The organism is Tunturibacter empetritectus (assembly GCF_040358985.1).
GTDB lineage: Bacteria > Acidobacteriota > Terriglobia > Terriglobales > Acidobacteriaceae > Edaphobacter > Edaphobacter empetritectus.
The window spans coordinates 2,829,422-2,845,912 of record NZ_CP132932.1 but is presented as its reverse complement, the minus strand read 5'-3'; the positions used below and the strand labels follow the sequence as shown (position 1 = coordinate 2,845,912).

The 16,491-nt window shown below is 51.7% G+C and carries 17 protein-coding genes; 13 read left to right on the top strand and 4 right to left on the bottom strand.

Features of this window, described 5'->3' with window-relative positions:
- Nucleotides 1-34 precede the first annotated feature (34 nt).
- From RBB75_RS11760 to RBB75_RS11720, 9 genes are all read left to right on the top strand, one after another.
- Nucleotides 35-1,381, top strand: a complete 1,347-nt coding sequence (locus tag RBB75_RS11760; protein WP_257030833.1) for a B12-binding domain-containing radical SAM protein — start codon at nucleotides 35-37, stop codon at nucleotides 1,379-1,381.
- Complete coding sequence (locus RBB75_RS11755) at nucleotides 1,381-2,193, top strand: class I SAM-dependent methyltransferase (RefSeq protein ID WP_353068197.1); 813 nt, start codon at nucleotides 1,381-1,383, stop codon at nucleotides 2,191-2,193. The genes RBB75_RS11760 and RBB75_RS11755 overlap by 1 nt, the downstream gene beginning before the upstream one ends.
- Before the next feature lie 86 nt (nucleotides 2,194-2,279).
- Entirely contained in the window at nucleotides 2,280-3,182 is a 903-nt protein-coding gene (locus tag RBB75_RS11750; protein WP_353068196.1) for a class I SAM-dependent methyltransferase, read from the top strand.
- Nucleotides 3,179-4,642, top strand: coding sequence for a B12-binding domain-containing radical SAM protein (locus RBB75_RS11745; protein ID WP_179636780.1), 1,464 nt, complete (start codon nucleotides 3,179-3,181; stop codon nucleotides 4,640-4,642). The genes RBB75_RS11750 and RBB75_RS11745 overlap by 4 nt, the downstream gene beginning before the upstream one ends.
- On the top strand, nucleotides 4,639-6,591 hold the full coding sequence (locus RBB75_RS11740; RefSeq protein ID WP_353068195.1) for a methyltransferase domain-containing protein: 1,953 nt from the start codon (nucleotides 4,639-4,641) through the stop codon (nucleotides 6,589-6,591). The genes RBB75_RS11745 and RBB75_RS11740 overlap by 4 nt, the downstream gene beginning before the upstream one ends.
- 49 nt (nucleotides 6,592-6,640) lie before the next feature.
- On the top strand, nucleotides 6,641-7,663 hold the full coding sequence (locus tag RBB75_RS11735) for a radical SAM protein (RefSeq protein ID WP_179636776.1): 1,023 nt from the start codon (nucleotides 6,641-6,643) through the stop codon (nucleotides 7,661-7,663).
- 197 nt (nucleotides 7,664-7,860) lie between these two features.
- Complete coding sequence (locus RBB75_RS11730; RefSeq protein WP_179636774.1) at nucleotides 7,861-8,121, top strand: hypothetical protein; 261 nt, start codon at nucleotides 7,861-7,863, stop codon at nucleotides 8,119-8,121.
- 6 nt (nucleotides 8,122-8,127) lie between these two features.
- On the top strand, nucleotides 8,128-8,463 hold the full coding sequence (locus RBB75_RS11725; RefSeq protein ID WP_353070384.1) for a VOC family protein: 336 nt from the start codon (nucleotides 8,128-8,130) through the stop codon (nucleotides 8,461-8,463).
- Between the two features lie 78 nt (nucleotides 8,464-8,541).
- The gene (locus RBB75_RS11720; RefSeq protein WP_179636771.1) at nucleotides 8,542-8,778 is read left to right on the top strand and encodes a hypothetical protein; all 237 of its coding nucleotides are present in this window, start codon (nucleotides 8,542-8,544) and stop codon (nucleotides 8,776-8,778) included.
- A gap of 119 nt (nucleotides 8,779-8,897) precedes the next feature.
- Here RBB75_RS11720 and RBB75_RS11715 read toward each other — a convergent pair whose 3' ends face one another.
- Nucleotides 8,898-9,164 (bottom strand): hypothetical protein, encoded by a 267-nt coding sequence (locus RBB75_RS11715; RefSeq protein WP_353068194.1) that lies wholly within the window; start codon nucleotides 9,162-9,164, stop codon nucleotides 8,898-8,900.
- A gap of 713 nt (nucleotides 9,165-9,877) precedes the next feature.
- Here RBB75_RS11715 and RBB75_RS11710 point away from each other — a divergent pair.
- From RBB75_RS11710 to RBB75_RS11695, 4 genes are all read left to right on the top strand, one after another.
- On the top strand, nucleotides 9,878-11,674 hold the full coding sequence (locus tag RBB75_RS11710; RefSeq protein ID WP_179636769.1) for an HAD-IIIC family phosphatase: 1,797 nt from the start codon (nucleotides 9,878-9,880) through the stop codon (nucleotides 11,672-11,674).
- Nucleotides 11,667-11,909, top strand: coding sequence for an acyl carrier protein (locus tag RBB75_RS11705; protein WP_179636767.1), 243 nt, complete (start codon nucleotides 11,667-11,669; stop codon nucleotides 11,907-11,909). Before RBB75_RS11710 ends, RBB75_RS11705 begins: the two co-directional genes overlap by 8 nt.
- Before the next feature lie 77 nt (nucleotides 11,910-11,986).
- Entirely contained in the window at nucleotides 11,987-13,423 is a 1,437-nt protein-coding gene (locus RBB75_RS11700; RefSeq protein WP_179636765.1) for an MBOAT family O-acyltransferase, read from the top strand.
- Between the two features lie 9 nt (nucleotides 13,424-13,432).
- The gene (locus RBB75_RS11695; protein WP_179636763.1) at nucleotides 13,433-14,341 is read left to right on the top strand and encodes a hypothetical protein; all 909 of its coding nucleotides are present in this window, start codon (nucleotides 13,433-13,435) and stop codon (nucleotides 14,339-14,341) included.
- Nucleotides 14,342-15,173: 832 nt separating this feature from the next.
- Here RBB75_RS11695 and RBB75_RS11690 read toward each other — a convergent pair.
- From RBB75_RS11690 to RBB75_RS11685, 3 genes are read right to left on the bottom strand one after another with little or no spacing between them, the layout of a single operon-like run.
- On the bottom strand, nucleotides 15,174-15,767 hold the full coding sequence (locus RBB75_RS11690) for a tyrosine-type recombinase/integrase (RefSeq protein WP_353068193.1): 594 nt from the start codon (nucleotides 15,765-15,767) through the stop codon (nucleotides 15,174-15,176).
- Nucleotides 15,728-16,069 carry a phage integrase central domain-containing protein gene (locus RBB75_RS21110; protein WP_373563102.1) on the bottom strand — a complete coding sequence of 114 codons (342 nt, stop codon included), beginning with the start codon at nucleotides 16,067-16,069 and terminating at the stop codon, nucleotides 15,728-15,730. Before RBB75_RS21110 ends, RBB75_RS11690 begins: the two co-directional genes overlap by 40 nt.
- Nucleotides 16,030-16,290, bottom strand: a complete 261-nt coding sequence (locus RBB75_RS11685) for an Arm DNA-binding domain-containing protein (protein WP_353068192.1) — start codon at nucleotides 16,288-16,290, stop codon at nucleotides 16,030-16,032. Before RBB75_RS11685 ends, RBB75_RS21110 begins: the two co-directional genes overlap by 40 nt.
- Nucleotides 16,291-16,491 lie beyond the last annotated feature (201 nt).

The window sequence follows — 16,491 nt, the reverse complement described above, 5'->3', positions numbered from 1 at the left end:
CTTTCTATTCGAAGACCCAAAGGAACGGCAGATCATGAAGCCTTATGCCCCCCTGGGAATTCTGTATCTCTGCTCACACCTGCGTAACCGGGGTTTCGATGTCGATGTATTCGACACGACTTTTTCAAGTCGTGAGCAACTATTCAACCACCTGCGTACAGAGAAGCCTTCGGTGCTTGGCGTGTACGCAAACCTAATGACGCGAAGTAACGTTGTTGAAACTCTTTCTGTGGCTCGAGAAGCGGGTTGGATGACCGTGGTGGGCGGGCCTGAACCGGGCGCTTATTCGCTGGAATATCTCCAGGCTGGAGCCGACTTTGTGGTTGCCGGTGAAGGTGAGCTAACAATGGAGGATTTGCTCCTTGCGATTCGATGCCGAGAAAAGGACTTCTCCAAAATTGCCGGCTTATCGTATCTAGACACCTATGGGAACCTTTGCCAAAACGCCCCACGTGGACAGATTCAGAATCTCGATTTGCAGCCCTGGCCGGCACGTAGCGCAATCGATATCCGTCGATATGTTGAGACCTGGCGGACTCATCACGGCACGGGATCGATAAACTTCATCACGGCTCGTGGATGTCCGTTTCGTTGCAATTGGTGTAGCCACCAAGTCTTTGGGCAGTCCCATCGGCGGCGTGATCCTATCAAGGTTGTCGACGAGGTGGCATGGCTGCTCGAACAGTACAGCCCGGACATGGTCTGGGTCTCCGATGATGTGTTCACCATCAATCACGCATGGTTGCGCACCTATGCTGCAGAGATGAAACAACGTGGAATCCGTATTCCTTTTGAGTGCATCTCGCGTGCGGACCGGTTGAGTCCCGAGATGATAGACCTTCTGGCAGAACTGGGCTGCTTTCGCATATGGATAGGATCGGAGAGCGGATCGCAGCGCATCCTTGACGCGATGGATCGCGGCGTCAAGATTGAGCAGGTGCATAAGGCCGTGAAGATGTGTCGCGAGCGCGGTATCCAAAGCGGCATGTTCCTTATGTGGGGCTACGAGGGAGAAGAAATGGAAGATATCGAGGCAACAATTAAGCACGTCAGCACCTCGAAGCCAGACATCTTCTTTACAACCGTCTCGTATCCAATAAAGGGAACGCCATACTATAACCGCATCGCTTCTCGGATCATTCAGATTTCTCCCTGGGGAAAAACCTCAGACCGCGAACTTGAAATCAAAGGGAGGCACTCGCGTGCTTTTTATACGCATGCGGACAGAGTGCTGCGAGATGAGGTCGCTCTAGCCCGTATATTGGACAACTCAAGAGGCATCGACCAGGCGATCGATCCGGGACAGGCAGCCTTGCTGCGGCAGGCTATTGCAAGCGAACGTGCTGCTCTACAAGCGACCTACGCCGAGGTGGAGCGGTAATGAATACTTTCGAAACCTCCACAGCCGGACTGGCATTTGACCGTCTGGCGACTACTTATGATTCGCTCTTCACATTTTCGGTGATCGGCAGGTCACAAAGGAAGGTAGTCTGGGGACGCGCGCTAAAAGCATTCACAAGAGGCAGCCACATCCTTGAACTGAACTGTGGGACTGGACAGGATGCTTTGTTTCTCGCCGAGGCAGGCATGACGGTGACTGCATGCGATGCCTCGCTGGGCATGATCGAACAAGCCCGCTACAAAATGGCCTTAGAGGCCCCGGGCGCTACTGTAGAGTTTCTCCCACTTCGCACGGAAGAGATCGACACTCTGCCTCAGACACTGTGCTTTGACGGCGTGTTCTCCAACTTCTCTGGGCTGAACTGTGTTGGCAATCTGACTAGCGTTGCACAACAGTTATCCGAGCGACTGACATCAGGAGCGCCGTTGTTGCTGTGCTTTTCTACCCGATACTGCTTGTGGGAGATCGCCTACTTTCTGCTACGTGGAGACCCGCGCAAGGCGTTTCGTCGATGGAGTGGCATGACAGAGGCATGCCTCGATGGTCTAAAGTTCCCTGTGTACTATCCGAGCATTGCACAGTTACGTAGCGCTTTCGCGCCTGAGTTTCGCCTTGTCTCTACGACTGCTGTCGGTCTTACCGTGCCCCCATCCTATGTCGACTCCTGGGTGACGTCTCGCCCACGCCTTTTGAAGCTTTTCGAGGCAATCGATGAGACCGTGCGCACCTGGCCAGGGCTGCGTGCTTTGGGAGACCACATGTTATTGCATCTGGAGAGAGTGGGGCCATGACAAGCGTGATGGGACACCCAAATGCAAGTTGCGATAGAACCGCTGCAGATCTGATGTCGAGGTGTCCACGTTGTGGTGGCTCGCTCGTGATTAGGCAGAATCGGCAGGAAGAAAAAACTCTAATCTGCGATGGATGCCACCTCTCCGCGGTTCCCCGCGAAGGGATCTGGATTGCACTCACCGAAGATCGCATGGCGCACTATTCGCAGTTCATTACAGATTATGAGATGATTCGCGCCGCCGAGGGGCGTGGCGGTCAAAACGCGGATTACTATCTGGCACTCCCGTATAAGGATCTCTCAGGCAAGAATCAGGCGCAATGGACAATCCGTGCGCGTACGTATTCCTATCTTGCTAAGCAGATTCTTCCGAAGATCCAGGCGGAAGTGGGAGTGAATGCACGCGTTCTGGATGTGGGTGCTGGTAACGGATGGATGAGCTATCGGTTTTCGCAGATGGGGCTTCGACCTGTAGCGGTAGACCTGCTGGTTAATGATCAGGATGGGCTGGGCGCCGCAAAACATTATCAAGAACACCTACAGGAGATGTTTCCGCGTGTACAGGCCGAAAGTACGCGCCTACCATTTGCCTCAGCCCAGTTCGATGCGGTCTTCTTCAACGCCTCTTTCCACTATGCGGAGAGTTACGAGGCAAGCCTGCGGGAAGCGCTGCGTTGCCTTAGGATCAGCGGAACAATCGTAGTCGCAGACTCGCCGTGGTACTCCAACAAGAGTAGCGGTGAGCTGATGATTGCGGAACGGCAGGCAGCGTTCCTTAAGCGGTTTGGCACCTCTTCGGACTCAATTCGAAGCCTCGAGTTTTTGACAGACGAGCGGCTTAGAGATCTGGAGCATAAATTCGGTATCCGCTGGGAACGCCACAATCCGTTCTATGGATTCCCCTGGACGATGCGGCCGTGGATTGCAAGTTGGAATCGCCGCCGCGAACCGTCACGTTTCCAGATTTATACGGCTAGGAAACCCGCATGATTCTTCTTTTCCATCCACGAGCTACAAAACCACGCAACTGCCGGCTGCCTTTGGCCGTGCTCGCCCTTGCCGCCGTTTTGGAGGGGCGTGAAGAGTACGAGATCGTTGACGGCAACCTCGAAGAGAAGCCGGTCGAAGCGCTATTGAAGCTTATCGACGCGCACCCGGTGCAGTTACTCGGTGTCTCCACTATGCCTGGACCGCAAATGGTCACAGCCATGGAAGTTTCGAGTGAGATCCGCAAGTTGCGACCCCATGTAAACATCGTGTGGGGAGGATACTTTCCTTCGATTTACCCGGATGCGGCACTGAACGCCAAGTACGTAGACTTTGTCGTTCGGGGGCAGGGTGAGGATACCCTGCTGGAATTGATCGACGCGCTGCGCGGCAATCGTTCCTTGGATTCAATCCGCGGGCTTGCCTACAAAGATGCGTTCGGTCTGCATCGCAGCAATGCTGAGCGTCCGATGAAAGGTCCGGATAGCTTTCCATGGTCTCCGTTCCATCGTCTGCCAGTAGAGAAGTACCTGCGACCCTCCTTCTTCGGCAAGCGCACGGCAGTCCATCACGCCAGTATTGGATGCCCTTTCAACTGCAGCTTCTGTGGCGTTCATGCGGCCTATGGGCGCGACGAAAAGATGGAATCGCCGGAACGTACGGTGGCAATCCTCAAGCATCTGATCGACCAACATGGCGCGGATTCGGTGCAGTTCTACGACATGAACTTCTTCCTTCGCGAAGACCACGCACGCAAGCTCTGCGATCTGATGACTCCCTTAAGGCTGCGGTGGTGGTGTGAAGGACGAGTAGATATCATGTCACGATACTCGGACGATACGATGGCCGCAATTGCCGGTGCCGGTTGCGCGATGATCTTCTTTGGTGCCGAGTCCGGCTCCGATTGGGCATTAGAAGAAATGCAAAAGGGTATAACCACGGAACAAACCATTATCATGGCCAAGCGGACGCGAGAGTTCGGAATCATTCCTGAATTTTCGTTCGTCGTCGGAAACCCTAAAGATCCTGAACGGGACACGCGAGAAACTTTGAGGTTTATTCGAAGGATCAAACGAATTAATCCGGACTCGGAGATCATCGTCCAGCACTACACACCCACTCCGCAGAAAGGCTCTATGTACGGGGACGTGGACGACCAGATTTCCTTTCCCGACAGCCCGGCAGGATGGGCGACTAAACGGTGGATGGACTTCACTCTTCGCATCGACACTAATGCCCCTTGGCTGAAATCGACGACGAAAGAGCTGATCGACAACTTCGAATTAGTTGTAGCATCTCGATGGCCAACCGTTCAGGATATTCGCGCGCCTAAGTGGAGCCGTATTCTACTGAAAACCTTAAGCTCATGGCGGTATACGCTGCAGGTGTACAACTATCCGGTTGAGTTGCAGTGGGCGAACAGCTTCATCAAGCTACGTAAGCCAAAGCGGGAAAGCCTGTGAGGGCCGCTGAGTTTGAAACAAAGACGGAAAACGAGCATGCCTTCGCAGCTTGGGCGAAAGTATATGACGAGCAGCCGAATCCGCTGCTTGCGCTTGAGGAACGTTATTTCGCTCATCTTCTGCCGCACACGAAAGACCGCGATGTCTTAGATGTGGGCTGCGGCAGTGGAAGATGGCTGTCGCGCTTCGTGCACGGCGGACCAGCCACATTGCACGGTCTGGATAGTTCTAGCGAGATGATTGAGATAGCCGCTCGCAAAGAGCTTTCAGGTGCGGAGCTAATCCACGCCGCACTTCCTCTTATCCCGATTGCATCCGGCAGCAAAGATCTGGTACTCGCCTCGTTCGTGCTGAGTTATGTGGAAGACCTAGAGCTATGTGCGTCCGAATTAGCGCGGGTGATCCGTCCTGGTGGAGATTTATTTCTGTCGGACATGCATCCGGGCACCGCAGCTACACTTGGCTGGAAACGTGGCTTTGATACTCCCGTCCAGACATATAGACTCAAAGTGCATACTCGGCCTCTGATCGATCTGATCAGCACGTTCGTCGCTCATGGTTTCGCGATTGTCGTATGCCTCGAACCGCCATTCGACGAGAGTGAACATGAATTGTTCATGGCGGCAGGTAAAGAGACAGCGTGGCAGCAAGCGGCTGGAAAGCCTGCAATCTGCTTGCTTCATTTTCGCAGGATGTCCGTGTCTTCACCCGCAATTAGGGAGTCTGAAGGTCTTCATCTGCGAGGAGCGCAATGCGTTTTAGGCGCACATGAGAGTCTTGCAGCCTCTATCACCGTGGACAGCGGACTAATCGCTTCAATTGCGACAGAAACTGCACGGTCAGCCAATAGATTAAAAAACAGAGTGAATCAAATTGACCTGACTGGATATCTCGTCTTTCCGGGACTGGTGAATGCACACGATCATCTTGAGTTCGCGCTCTTTCCCCGGTTGGGCTCTCCTCCATACGAGAACGCAACTGAGTGGGCGCTGGATATTCAAGTCAAGGAAGCCGAAAAGATTGCGCTTCACAAAAGAGTTCCGAAAGACGTTCGCCTGTGGTGGGGTAGCATCCGCAACCTGCTGTGCGGAGTCACCACCGTATGTCAGCACAACCCGGTCGATCCGGTGCTGATGATGAGGGACTTTCCCATTCGGGTGATCACGAACTACGGATGGGACCACTCGCTGGCATTCGCAAAAGATATCCGGTCTGCCCTAGAGGGTACTCCCGCCAATGCTCCCTTTCTCATCCATGCGTGCGAAGGTGTTGATCATGTTGCAGCTAAAGAGTTATACACACTCGATGCAGTTGGCGCGATTGAAGAGCGTACCGTCCTTATACATGGATTATCACTGGATGCCAAAGGCGCGGCTCTCCTGAACGAGCGCCGCTCTGCCTTGGTAATTTGCCCTTCTTCAAACAGCTTTCTCTTCGAAAAGACTCTCACACGTGAACTATTACATTCCATCAAGAGGCTTGGACTTGGAAGCGACTCACCGTTGACTTCAAACGGTGATCTTCTAGATGAGATTCGTTTTGCTAGGTGGGCCTGCGACCTTAACGATGACAGACTCTTCTCAATGGTTACTGAGGAAGCAGCACAGCTTTTACGGCTGCATGGTGGTGAGGGTTCACTACGCGGAGGTGCCGTAGCCGACCTTATTGCTGTAACTCAGCGAGTTGGAAGCCCAGCACATATCTTAAGTGAGTTGAGTTGGCGGGATGTGGAGTTGGTGATTGTAGGCGGCTTGGTACACCTTGCTTCATCTGAAATCTTCGACAGGCTCACAGTACAGATGAGGCGAACACTTGTCCCGCTTATGGTTGAGAAGGAAGTCCGTTGGTTGCGCGCTCCAGCCACATCGCTACTCGATGCAACGGAGAATGTTCTGGGTGATGGTAACGTTCGTGTCGGCGGTCTCCACGTTTCCAGAATGCAGGCATAGCCATGTCAACGAACCCACTACCATACATAACTTTGTCGCAGGAGATGCCATGTCAGTTGAATTGGAAGCAAAGACGCAACTTTCTCACACGTTGCCGCATAAGCTCACATCGCTTCCAATTTTATTGCTGAACCTGCATGAGAACTGCAACTGCCGCTGTCTTATGTGCGATATTTGGAAAAGGCCGCCTGGCTTGGGGCTCGACCTTGCAAGCTTCAAGCACCACCGTGACTCCATTATGGCTTTGGAGGTACAGCAGGTCGTACTGACTGGCGGCGAGCCCCTGCTTCACTCGAACTTTGAAGCACTATGTAGCTTCCTCAAGAGCTGCGAGGTCCGAGTTACTCTTCTAACTACCGGACTGTTGCTTGAGAAACGAGCGAATATCGTAGCAAGGTCCGTGGATGAAATCATCATTTCGCTTGACGGCCCAGAAGTGGTCCATGACGGCATTAGGCGGGTCACTCGAGGATTTGATCTGATTCGGGCGGGCATAGCAGCAATTCGGTGCCATCGGCCCGGTATGCCGATCCAAGCCCGCAGCACCGTGCAGCGTGCCAACTTTCTTTTTTTGCGGGAGACGGTAGCCGCGGCGAAGCGGCTGGGCTTTGATTCCATCTCTTTTCTGGCGACTGACGTATCGTCGCACGCATTCAACCGAGACCTCATTTGGCCCGGCGAACGGCAGAGCGAGGTTGCGCTGACACGGTCAGAAATAGCGGGCCTTGAAGTCGAGATTGAATTGCTGCTCGAACAATTCCGCGACGAAATCGCTCAACGCTACATCGTAGAGCCTCCCGAGAAGCTACGACATATCGTGCGCCGATTTCGCGAGCATCTGGGCGAGCTGACGCCAGAGTCGCCTGTCTGCAATGCACCCTGGGTTTCCGCGGTAATGGAGGTCGACGGGTCTATTAGGCCTTGCTTTTTTCATCGTAAGATTGGCACAGTTGAGAGGGGCTCATTAGAAGACGCCATCAATTCTGAAGAGGCGCAGCAATTCAGGCGTACATTAGACATCGCCCAAAACCCCACATGTCAGAGGTGTGTTTGCTCGCTCAATTACACCTGACTTGCTGAAAGCTAAGCTGCTTGACCACCTGCTCACCATCGCGTTGAGCGTTTTTGCTTCACTCGTTTCGAGCCACGACAATCCCAGCCTTCGTCAAGTTGAAACCGATCGTGGATCTGCTGGAGGCTTGATAGAAATACCTGCATCGGGCGAACTACTTCAGCTTCTTTGGCAAAGGCGGCAAAGACGTCGGCGGCATGATGACCTGGGCTGGCGCCGGTGCGCCTGAGCTACCACCTGAGTGGATGGGCCATATTCACACCGCAAAACTCGATGAAGAACTGAAGACTGTAACAGTCGATGGCGGAACTATCGTAAAACCCGCCCAGGATATCCCTAGTGTCGGCCGTTTCGCCGTCGTGCTGGACCCGCAAAAGGTGAAACACCTGCTCTTCGAACCCGGAAAGCAAGATGCTCCACCACGTCTCGATCAAATGGCAGCGGGCAACGTGGGCTGACACGAACTGCTCACCGATGACGCATCAAAAGCCTTCGATTATTACTTCAGGCATTACGGCTGGCAGAAGGACTTTGCGCACGACATGGGCGCCATGGGTACCTATCAAACCTTCCGGACCGACAAGCCCCTCTATACCGGCGGAATGATGAATCGTAAAGGTCCCGGCATGCCCGAAGGTATTCCGCCGCATTGGCAGTTCTACTTCACCGTCGACGACATCGAGGCCGCGCAGAAACGTGTGATTGACGCCGGCGGTAAAGTATTCTGCCTCCCATGGACGTACCCGGAGGCTCACGCATTTTGCAGGCCACAAACGACCAAGGCGGCCACTTTGCTTTAATGCAAGGTCCAAAATCGTAACCGCGATTATTTTATGCCCGGCGAAGCCGTTCCTTCGTTCGCAGGAGAACGGTCGCCGATGCACAGCGAAATTCACGGCACGTCTTCTAAATCTAAGCGCGATGAAGTCGCTCTTACGATGAGCGCTGCATCAATGGAGAATGAATGCGCCAAATACCTGACTTTATTTTCTGTTTTTGTCTTGCTCCTGTGTTTGCCTTTTGGGCTGCGTTGGAAATCAGACCTAAGACGAGGTGGTGTCTTTTCCAATCAAGGCCCACCGTCTATTGACCCGGGTAGATTCATCGGTAAATAACTGTGGTGAAGCAATACCTTATCTGCCACTTTCTTTCCACGATCGGCAAACACACGGAGCCAGAGCAAACGCCTCAGCTCCATAGCCCGCCGTTGCGGCGGCTTTCCGGGGAGAGTGCATCATTCCATCCACCCACGCACAGGAGTTGCCGAGTCGCGTAATAGAAGCGAGAGCCGATAGAGCAAAGGAAGTTTTCCTGGGCGAGCTGCTTCGCCGACCTCGGTGATGCAGCCACGCGGAATTCCGCCGCCTACGATCTCATCTACTGTAGTCATACCGCTGGCGAAAGCCCTGGGGGCATGCTTGATCTTAAATGTCAGGACAGCAGGTACACGCTGAGCCAACTTTGTTTCGATCTGAAAACGGACTGCACGATCGGTAGCCATTAGTAGATTCGCTTTATCTTCGCCTAACTGCTATTGCGACACTCCACCAAACAAATTTTGTTTGTACTCGACCCAAACACATTCAAACAGGAGCTTTAGCTTTCCACATGCGTCCACCAAGGATTGCCGTGGCCAATCTGCTTAGGAGATTGCATGCGCAAAAGGCTCATAGAATCATATAACTAACCCAGGCTGAGTAAGTTGCAGTTTACATATGAGCTTGGACAGGTATCAGACGTATCCAAGCCTGCCAGGATGGGCGTGAATCTGCTTCAGCTGTCCTTTGCGCTCTGGATACTAGAAGGTACTCTACCGAACGTTTTGGATTGGCAGGTGATGTCTCAAATCTGAAAGCCTCATCGAAATTTTAACAATAAGCGGGATCTGGCTTTTCTCTTCCGAGACCTTCCTACGCCGACTGATCTTCCCCTGTCAGCAACGTTGACGATCTGCTCTTGGCGGGATCTATGACGGTCTTTCCAGTCAAGGGCAGATCGCTTAGACAGAGCTAAGTTCTCGGTGAAACGCGTTTTGCGCTTCCATAGAGAGAGGCACGGGTTTAGATCTGCAGTAAGCCTGGGTACCCTATACATCCAGATTGGTTACTTTCGATACGTTGCCATCCGTATGTGGAATTATTCTTATTATCGCTTCTTTACGGGTTGAAGCTATTTGGTGCTGTGGTAGCTTTTAGACACTTTAATAGGTGAAACATGCAGCCAACTGCCCTTTGCAATTTTGCACTGGAGAGCATCATTTTTCAACGTAAGAAATTACGTCGGCAGTTGCTCGCCTGCACAGATCTTAAAGAGATACGAATCGCCATTTTGAGTGGAACCACTACGAATGAGCTCGCGGATCTGTTGGAGATCTTATTGTTGCAAAACGGGTTCCGACCAATCTTTTATCAAGGAGAGTATGGAAGATTCTATGAGGATGCGGTGTTAGAGCCGGAAACTATCGTAGCTTTTAAGCCAGATTTAGTTTACGTTCACACTTGTGCTTTAAACATCCGTAAACTTCCGCCTGTTAGCTGTTCCGAAAAGTATTTCTCTGAGCTAGTCGAAAGTGAGATTGTCCGTTACCAGGCCGTTTGGGACTCACTCACTAATATAGTCGGTTGTCAGATTGTACAGAACAACTTCGAGCTGCCTGGGAACGCAATTCTGGGAAATCTCGATGCTGCAAGTGCCGGAGGAACGACACGCTTCATTAACGAGATGAACCATCGTTTTGTTTTGGAAGCACGTGCCAATCCAACGCTTGCGTTACAAGATCTGTGCAGCATTTCTGCTCGCATTGGACTTGATCGCTGGTCCGATCCGGAACGATGGTATCGGTACAAAATAGCCAATACGATCGAGGGCAGCTTTGCAATTGCGACGTCTCTCGCGGCACTCATCCGTGCCACATACGGGCGTACTCGCAAGGTGCTTGTTTTAGATTTAGATAACACCCTATGGGGCGGTATCATTGGAGACGATGGCCCCGACAAGATCGTACTCGGACGCGAGACTCCGATCGCGGAGGCCTACACGGCCTTCCAGGAATACTGCTTGTCCTTGCGTGAGCGCGGCATCTTACTCGCGGTGTGTTCCAAGAACAATGAGGAGGTTGCTAAGCAAGGATTCGTGCATCCAGACTCTGTTCTCAAGTTGGAGCACTTCTCCGCATTCAAAGCGAACTGGGAGCCGAAGCACGAAAACATTTTCAGCATAGCTGAGGAGCTTCAGCTTGGTGTGGATAGTTTTGTATTTGTTGACGATAACCCTGCCGAACGCGCTATCGTTGAGGCCCAGATCCCAGGCATAGCAGTCCCGAACGTCGGAAATGATGTGACTCGATATGCCACTATTATCGAATCGCACCGTTATTTTGAACAGCTATCGCTCGGAAAAGAAGATCTCACTAGGGCAAAACTGTATCAAGAAAATATGCAGCGCTCAACGCTTATGAGTAAGTTTGCTGACTACGGGGAATATCTTGACTCGCTTGAGATGTGTGCAGAGATAGACGTATTCAACTCCACGTACATGGAACGTATTGCGCAGCTTACGAACAAATCGAACCAATTTAACTTAACCACACGACGCTACACGCTAGCGGAAGTCGAAGCCACAATCAGCAGTGGCAAGCACATTGGAATCTACGGAAAACTCATCGATCGCTTCGGCGACAATGGTTTGATCTCGGTAGTTCTCGGAACGATTAGAGGGCGAGAGCTTCATCTGGATCTTTGGCTCATGAGTTGCCGTGTCCTCAAACGCGAAATGGAAATCGGCATGCTAGATGGTCTAGTGGAGCGCGCCAGAAATCGCGGTGTCGAGATAATCTTTGGATACTATTTGCCCACCGCAAAAAACGGCATGGTTAAGGATCATTATCAAAAACTCGGCTTTTCAATGGTGTCAAGTGACCAAACCACTGGCGCTTCCGTTTGGTCACTTAGTATCACAAACTACTCTGTCCGCAGCCGCCACATCAGGATTCTGGAGCCAATCAATGGATGATCGTTTGCCCGAAGTACAAGAAATTTTTCGCGATGTCTTTGATTCGCCCACGCTCATTATTACTCGTGAGTCAAGTGCCTATAACGTGGAGGGCTGGGACTCTTTAGCACATATCGATCTTGTTACTGCGATCGAGACGAGATATAAAATTAAGTTCGCCCTCGGCGAGCTAGAAGAGCTTAAGAACGTCGGCGATCTCTTGGACCTTATTGATGCCAAAATGCGCGTAAAGTAATGTCGATTTCCACTAATTTGGAACGGATCATTACCTCGTTTGATAGCACTTATCACCGACTCTAGAGGAGCACTCCGATGAACTTTAGCTCTTTTCAATACATCCTCCTCTTTTTACCGGTAAGTTTCGCCTTTTATCTCCTGGCTCAACGCTTTTCGATTCCGAAAATCCCTCAAACATGTATTTTGCTGGCATCGATTTGTTTTTACGCATGGTCAAAACCGTCCTATTTGCCATATCTGTTGGGCTCAATTCTGGTAAACTGGCAACTTTCACAATGGATCGGGCAAGCTGCTGGACTTCGACGTAAAAGAATACTTCAACTTGGTTTGATCCTCAATGTCGGTTTCCTTTGCGTCTTCAAATATCTAAATTTCTTTTTTGGCAGCATTCCTTATCTCGTCGATCATCTCCGCATTCCAAACTTCGCTTTTCCTCTCGGAATTAGTTTTTTTACCATCACGCAAATCATGTATTTAGTTGATTGCTACGAAGGGTTGATCCCTCCCAGCAGTCTCTTTGACCACGCCACTTTCGTTTCATTTTTTCCGTATGTCATATCAGGTCCTATCAGCAGGTCTAAACGCATCATCCATCAATTTCCTATTCTGAATGAACGTGCTGGACCTTCGGCCGATTTGTTTGCTCGTGCCCTATACCTCTTCTCCCTGGGTCTTATCAAGAAGGTCGTACTTGCCGATGCCTTTGCGAAAGCCGCCGATTATGGCTTCAGCAACATTTCAAGCCTATCCACAATAGAGGCGTGGGCCTTCGCAACAGCATATGCATTACAGATCTACTTCGACTTTAGCGGTTATTCCGACATGGCTATCGCTTCAGCCTTGTTTTTTGGCATTGAGATACCACGCAACTTCGATGCCCCCCTAAGAGCTAGCTCAATTATTGAATATTGGCAGCGCTGGCATATCTCCCTTACGTCATTCATTACCACTTACATCTACACTCCTCTTGTGAGGTCGTTTGGACGCGTCACACTCTACACGTCTGCAATTGCTACTATGGTTGCGATGACGATTGCGGGGCTTTGGCATGGATCCAATTGGACCTTCGTCATCTTCGGCGCTATCCACGGCGTGGCTTTGGCCGTAAACCAATTTTGGCGAAAAAAAAAGATGCCAGCAGTCCCAGGATTGGCATCTTGGCTAATGACTCTTGCAGTCTTCGACATTGCTTTTGTTTTTTTTCGCTCACCGAATTTATGGACTGCATTCAGCTATCTGCCGCATTTATTCAGTTTGCAGAACATCTTTGGCGTTGAGAACCTCCATAAGATGAATGGTGTGGGGGTCGGTACAGGAGTCATGTTTGTGGTTTTTTCCCTCTCCCAGGCTGCAGGCATTGGAGCCGCGTTTTTAGGTAAATCCACCGACCAACTGTCAGTCAGTTTTAAACCGACACTCCTCAATTCGGCAACGACTTCGGCCTGCATGTTGTTTTCGTTGTTTTATTTGAATTCCAACGTAGTCAAGCCATTCGTATATTTTGCTTTTTGAGGTCTACCGATGAATTCTTGCAGCTGGAATACCATCACTCTTGCTACGATTTTCACTGTTGCGATAGCCAACTGCGCCCTCGCTTGCATGTTAGACCCTTACGGTTTATGGCGCGATCCGGTAGGACGCAAGCTTTCCGTGGCCGTCATCACAAATGGAAGAAAAGCAAAGTTTCTCATGAGTAAGCGTTACATTCCCGCCAACTTTGGCGGACTGATCATTGGTCCATCGTCGATCGCAAACTGGGATGTTCCAAATCTCGGAGGCGCTCAAATCTACAATCTAGCTATCGATGGCGCGGACTCCGCAGAAGAGAGACTCGTTTTGGATCAAGCTCTTTTGCGTGGGCATTACAAGATCGCTGTTTTCGCACTTGTCCCGATTATTACGGCAAACCACGAGGTAAAGGGTGGACTAGACTCAACCACGACGGCTGAGTCCGTAGCTAGCTTCCATTTGTACATTCAAGAAGTGGCGTACGCGCTCCGTGCAGCTCATCGCGAGACAGATTTTGTCGACATTGCACCGAACGGTCATTACAACTATCACAAACAAAAAAACCTCGAACATTGGGAACTTAATCCTGATTTGTTCACAATCGATCCCGTTGCCCTAAAACATTACCGCGAGATGATTCTTAATTTGCAAAGCCAAGGTGCAGCGATCGTTTATGTCGTCCCCCCCATTTACGAGGGGTTCTATCAACTGCACAGGGCGGATTATGAAACATACAACACAACTGTCCGAGCTCTTCTGCCCAAAGCTCCGGTAATTGACTTCAGCTCCTCTGAGTATGCGGCCTTGCGTAATGATCCAAGCAACTTTGTGGACGTAATGCACTTAGAACCGCAAGGAGCTCAGACGTTTAGTGCGCTTCTAAGCACTTTTGTGTCACAGACGTTACAACGGGTACAGTAGACCCTCCCCCATCCACTAGGGTCCGGAAGTCGTTTTGCCACGCGCTTTGCTCCTCAACAGAATATCGGCTATATCACCATCTACCTATGACTGTTTATTACAACCTTTCTAGGTCTACCCAACTAATGCCCTCATAAAACACAAGAGTTGCTCTGTACGCTATGTGTGCCAAATGCCCCTAAAAACCTGATCCAACCGCACCAACCGAATGAACATACGTAATCGCCTTGAACCATACATGTTTACCACTCGTAAAAATCTCTCCAGCTGCCCAACTTGGAGAAATCATCTACCCGGATGAGAATGACGAAGAGTGTCGGCTTCTCTGGAGATCGTGCTCAGGGCAAGAAAAGCTAATTTAATGGAGAATTCTCGCGGGTCTCTATGGAAAATCACAGAACCGTTGGCGCTACATCGAGATCGCATTGCGTCTCGGCGTAACCCTTGCAGAGGCTGAGATCGTCTCTCAACGCATCTGGTCTGCCTGGGCCTCCAGTCCGCGGCCCGATAGGATGTGCCGGAGCGGGAGCTTGCATGCAACGGGTGAGCGTTTCACTTTTGATAAACAGGACCGACGCTTCATAGGCGATCGAATGGGCGACCTGGTTGAGCTTAGACTGAACGAGCGGATTTGCAGCAACACTTTGGCGAGTGTGCATGATTGCCTCCTATGGGCGGTTGTGCGGGCTGTAGCCCGCGTTTCTCTCTTGGTCACGTCACCTTTGGCGTGACCGCTTCGTGGAAACTCATTCAGCGCCACTATCAGCTCTCACCACCAGGCGGACCGGCTGACGACGGTGCGGCTTAGTGCGCTGCGATTTGATTATCGAGACTATGCCACCACTTCCCGGAAGGCCAAGACCTTGGCGCCGCGTTGGGTTTGTTCCAGGAAGTCCGCCCAGTCCTGCATCATCTTTGTTCGCGCCTTCAGATGGAGGGCATGATTGTAGGAGGCGCTTACTGCATTCCGTGGGGAGTGCGCAAGCTGGAGCTCTATGTGCTCATGTGAGTACTCCTGCTCGTGCAAGATCGTTGAGGCCACCCCGCGGAAGCCGTGCCCGGTCATCTTGCCTTTGTACCCCATCCGCTCAAGCCCTTTGAGGATGGTGTTGTTGCTCATCGGTTTGGCCGGGTTCCGATCGCCTGGGAACAGCCAGTCGCTATGCCCAGACAGTCCACGCAAGACATCCAGAATCTCTAAAGATTGCTTTGCCAGCGGCACAATATGCGGGGTACGCATCTTCATGCGCTCGGAGGGAATATCCCAACGGGCTCCTTCAAGATCGAATTCGAACCACTTCGCCTCGATTAATTCACTCGTTCGAACGAATGTCAGTGCCAAGAGTTTCATCGCGAGTCGAGTGACATGCGTCCCTTGATAGACCTCTATCTTTCTAAGAAGGTCTGGTAGCTCCTTGGCATCCACCCGAGCATAGTTCGTCTTGCGGGTGGCCTTGAGGATGTACTCGGGCGAAACTCAACGGCGGGATTACGAGTGGCGTATCCATGCGCAATCGCATACCGAAAGACCTGTGCCGCTACTTGTAGAGCTCGTTTGGCGATATCACCCGCTCCGCGTTGCTCAATCGCTTTGGTCATCGCGACCAGCTCAGATGCGTCTATCTCGGCGATAGGGCGTTGGCCCAGCCGGGGGAGGATGTCGGCCGCAGTCCGCCGGCGCACCGAGTCTAAATGGCGAGAACTCTTCCCCTGCTGCCAATGCTCCAACCACCGATCCGCAAGACTGGCGAAGGAGTCTCGCCGGCAACTTGATCCGCGATCTTCTTGGCCTTTCGTTCTGCCATGGGATCGAGACCATCAGCCAGCAATGTCCGAGCTTCTTCGTTACGCTTCCTGGCCAGCGCAAGCGATACCTCTGGGTATCTGCCGAAGGTCATGAGCTTTTCTTTTCCCTCGTACCTGTAGGCCCAGCGCCAAAGCTGATCCACAGATAGAAGTTTCTGCCATCGCTCAGCTTGTAGGGCTTGTCTCTCTTCTTCGCCTTTTGATCTCCGTATCGGTCAGCGCCATTGTGCCCTCGAGCCCGCTTTTTTGGATATACCCGCGTTGCGCAAGTGAGATACCCGCAGATGTACCCGCGCTCGACGCTGGCTTTCACTGTACCTCACTGGAAGCCAAAAGGACATAAC

What these genes read in the sequence shown, in the direction of transcription:
- RBB75_RS11730 (WP_179636774.1), top strand. Translation starts at nt 7,861, where the DNA reads ATGATGACCTGGGCTGGCGCCGGTGCGCCTGAGCTACCACCTGAGTGG.
- RBB75_RS11695 (WP_179636763.1), top strand. Translation starts at nt 13,433, where the DNA reads ATGAATTCTTGCAGCTGGAATACCATCACTCTTGCTACGATTTTCACT.
- RBB75_RS11700 (WP_179636765.1), top strand. Translation starts at nt 11,987, where the DNA reads ATGAACTTTAGCTCTTTTCAATACATCCTCCTCTTTTTACCGGTAAGT.
- RBB75_RS11745 (WP_179636780.1), top strand. Translation starts at nt 3,179, where the DNA reads ATGATTCTTCTTTTCCATCCACGAGCTACAAAACCACGCAACTGCCGG.
- RBB75_RS11755 (WP_353068197.1), top strand. Translation starts at nt 1,381, where the DNA reads ATGAATACTTTCGAAACCTCCACAGCCGGACTGGCATTTGACCGTCTG.
- RBB75_RS11720 (WP_179636771.1), top strand. Translation starts at nt 8,542, where the DNA reads ATGCACAGCGAAATTCACGGCACGTCTTCTAAATCTAAGCGCGATGAA.
- RBB75_RS11735 (WP_179636776.1), top strand. Translation starts at nt 6,641, where the DNA reads ATGTCAGTTGAATTGGAAGCAAAGACGCAACTTTCTCACACGTTGCCG.
- RBB75_RS11710 (WP_179636769.1), top strand. Translation starts at nt 9,878, where the DNA reads ATGCAGCCAACTGCCCTTTGCAATTTTGCACTGGAGAGCATCATTTTT.
- RBB75_RS11705 (WP_179636767.1), top strand. Translation starts at nt 11,667, where the DNA reads ATGGATGATCGTTTGCCCGAAGTACAAGAAATTTTTCGCGATGTCTTT.
- RBB75_RS11715 (WP_353068194.1), bottom strand. Translation starts at nt 9,164, where the DNA reads ATGGCTACCGATCGTGCAGTCCGTTTTCAGATCGAAACAAAGTTGGCT.
- RBB75_RS11760 (WP_257030833.1), top strand. Translation starts at nt 35, where the DNA reads ATGAAGCCTTATGCCCCCCTGGGAATTCTGTATCTCTGCTCACACCTG.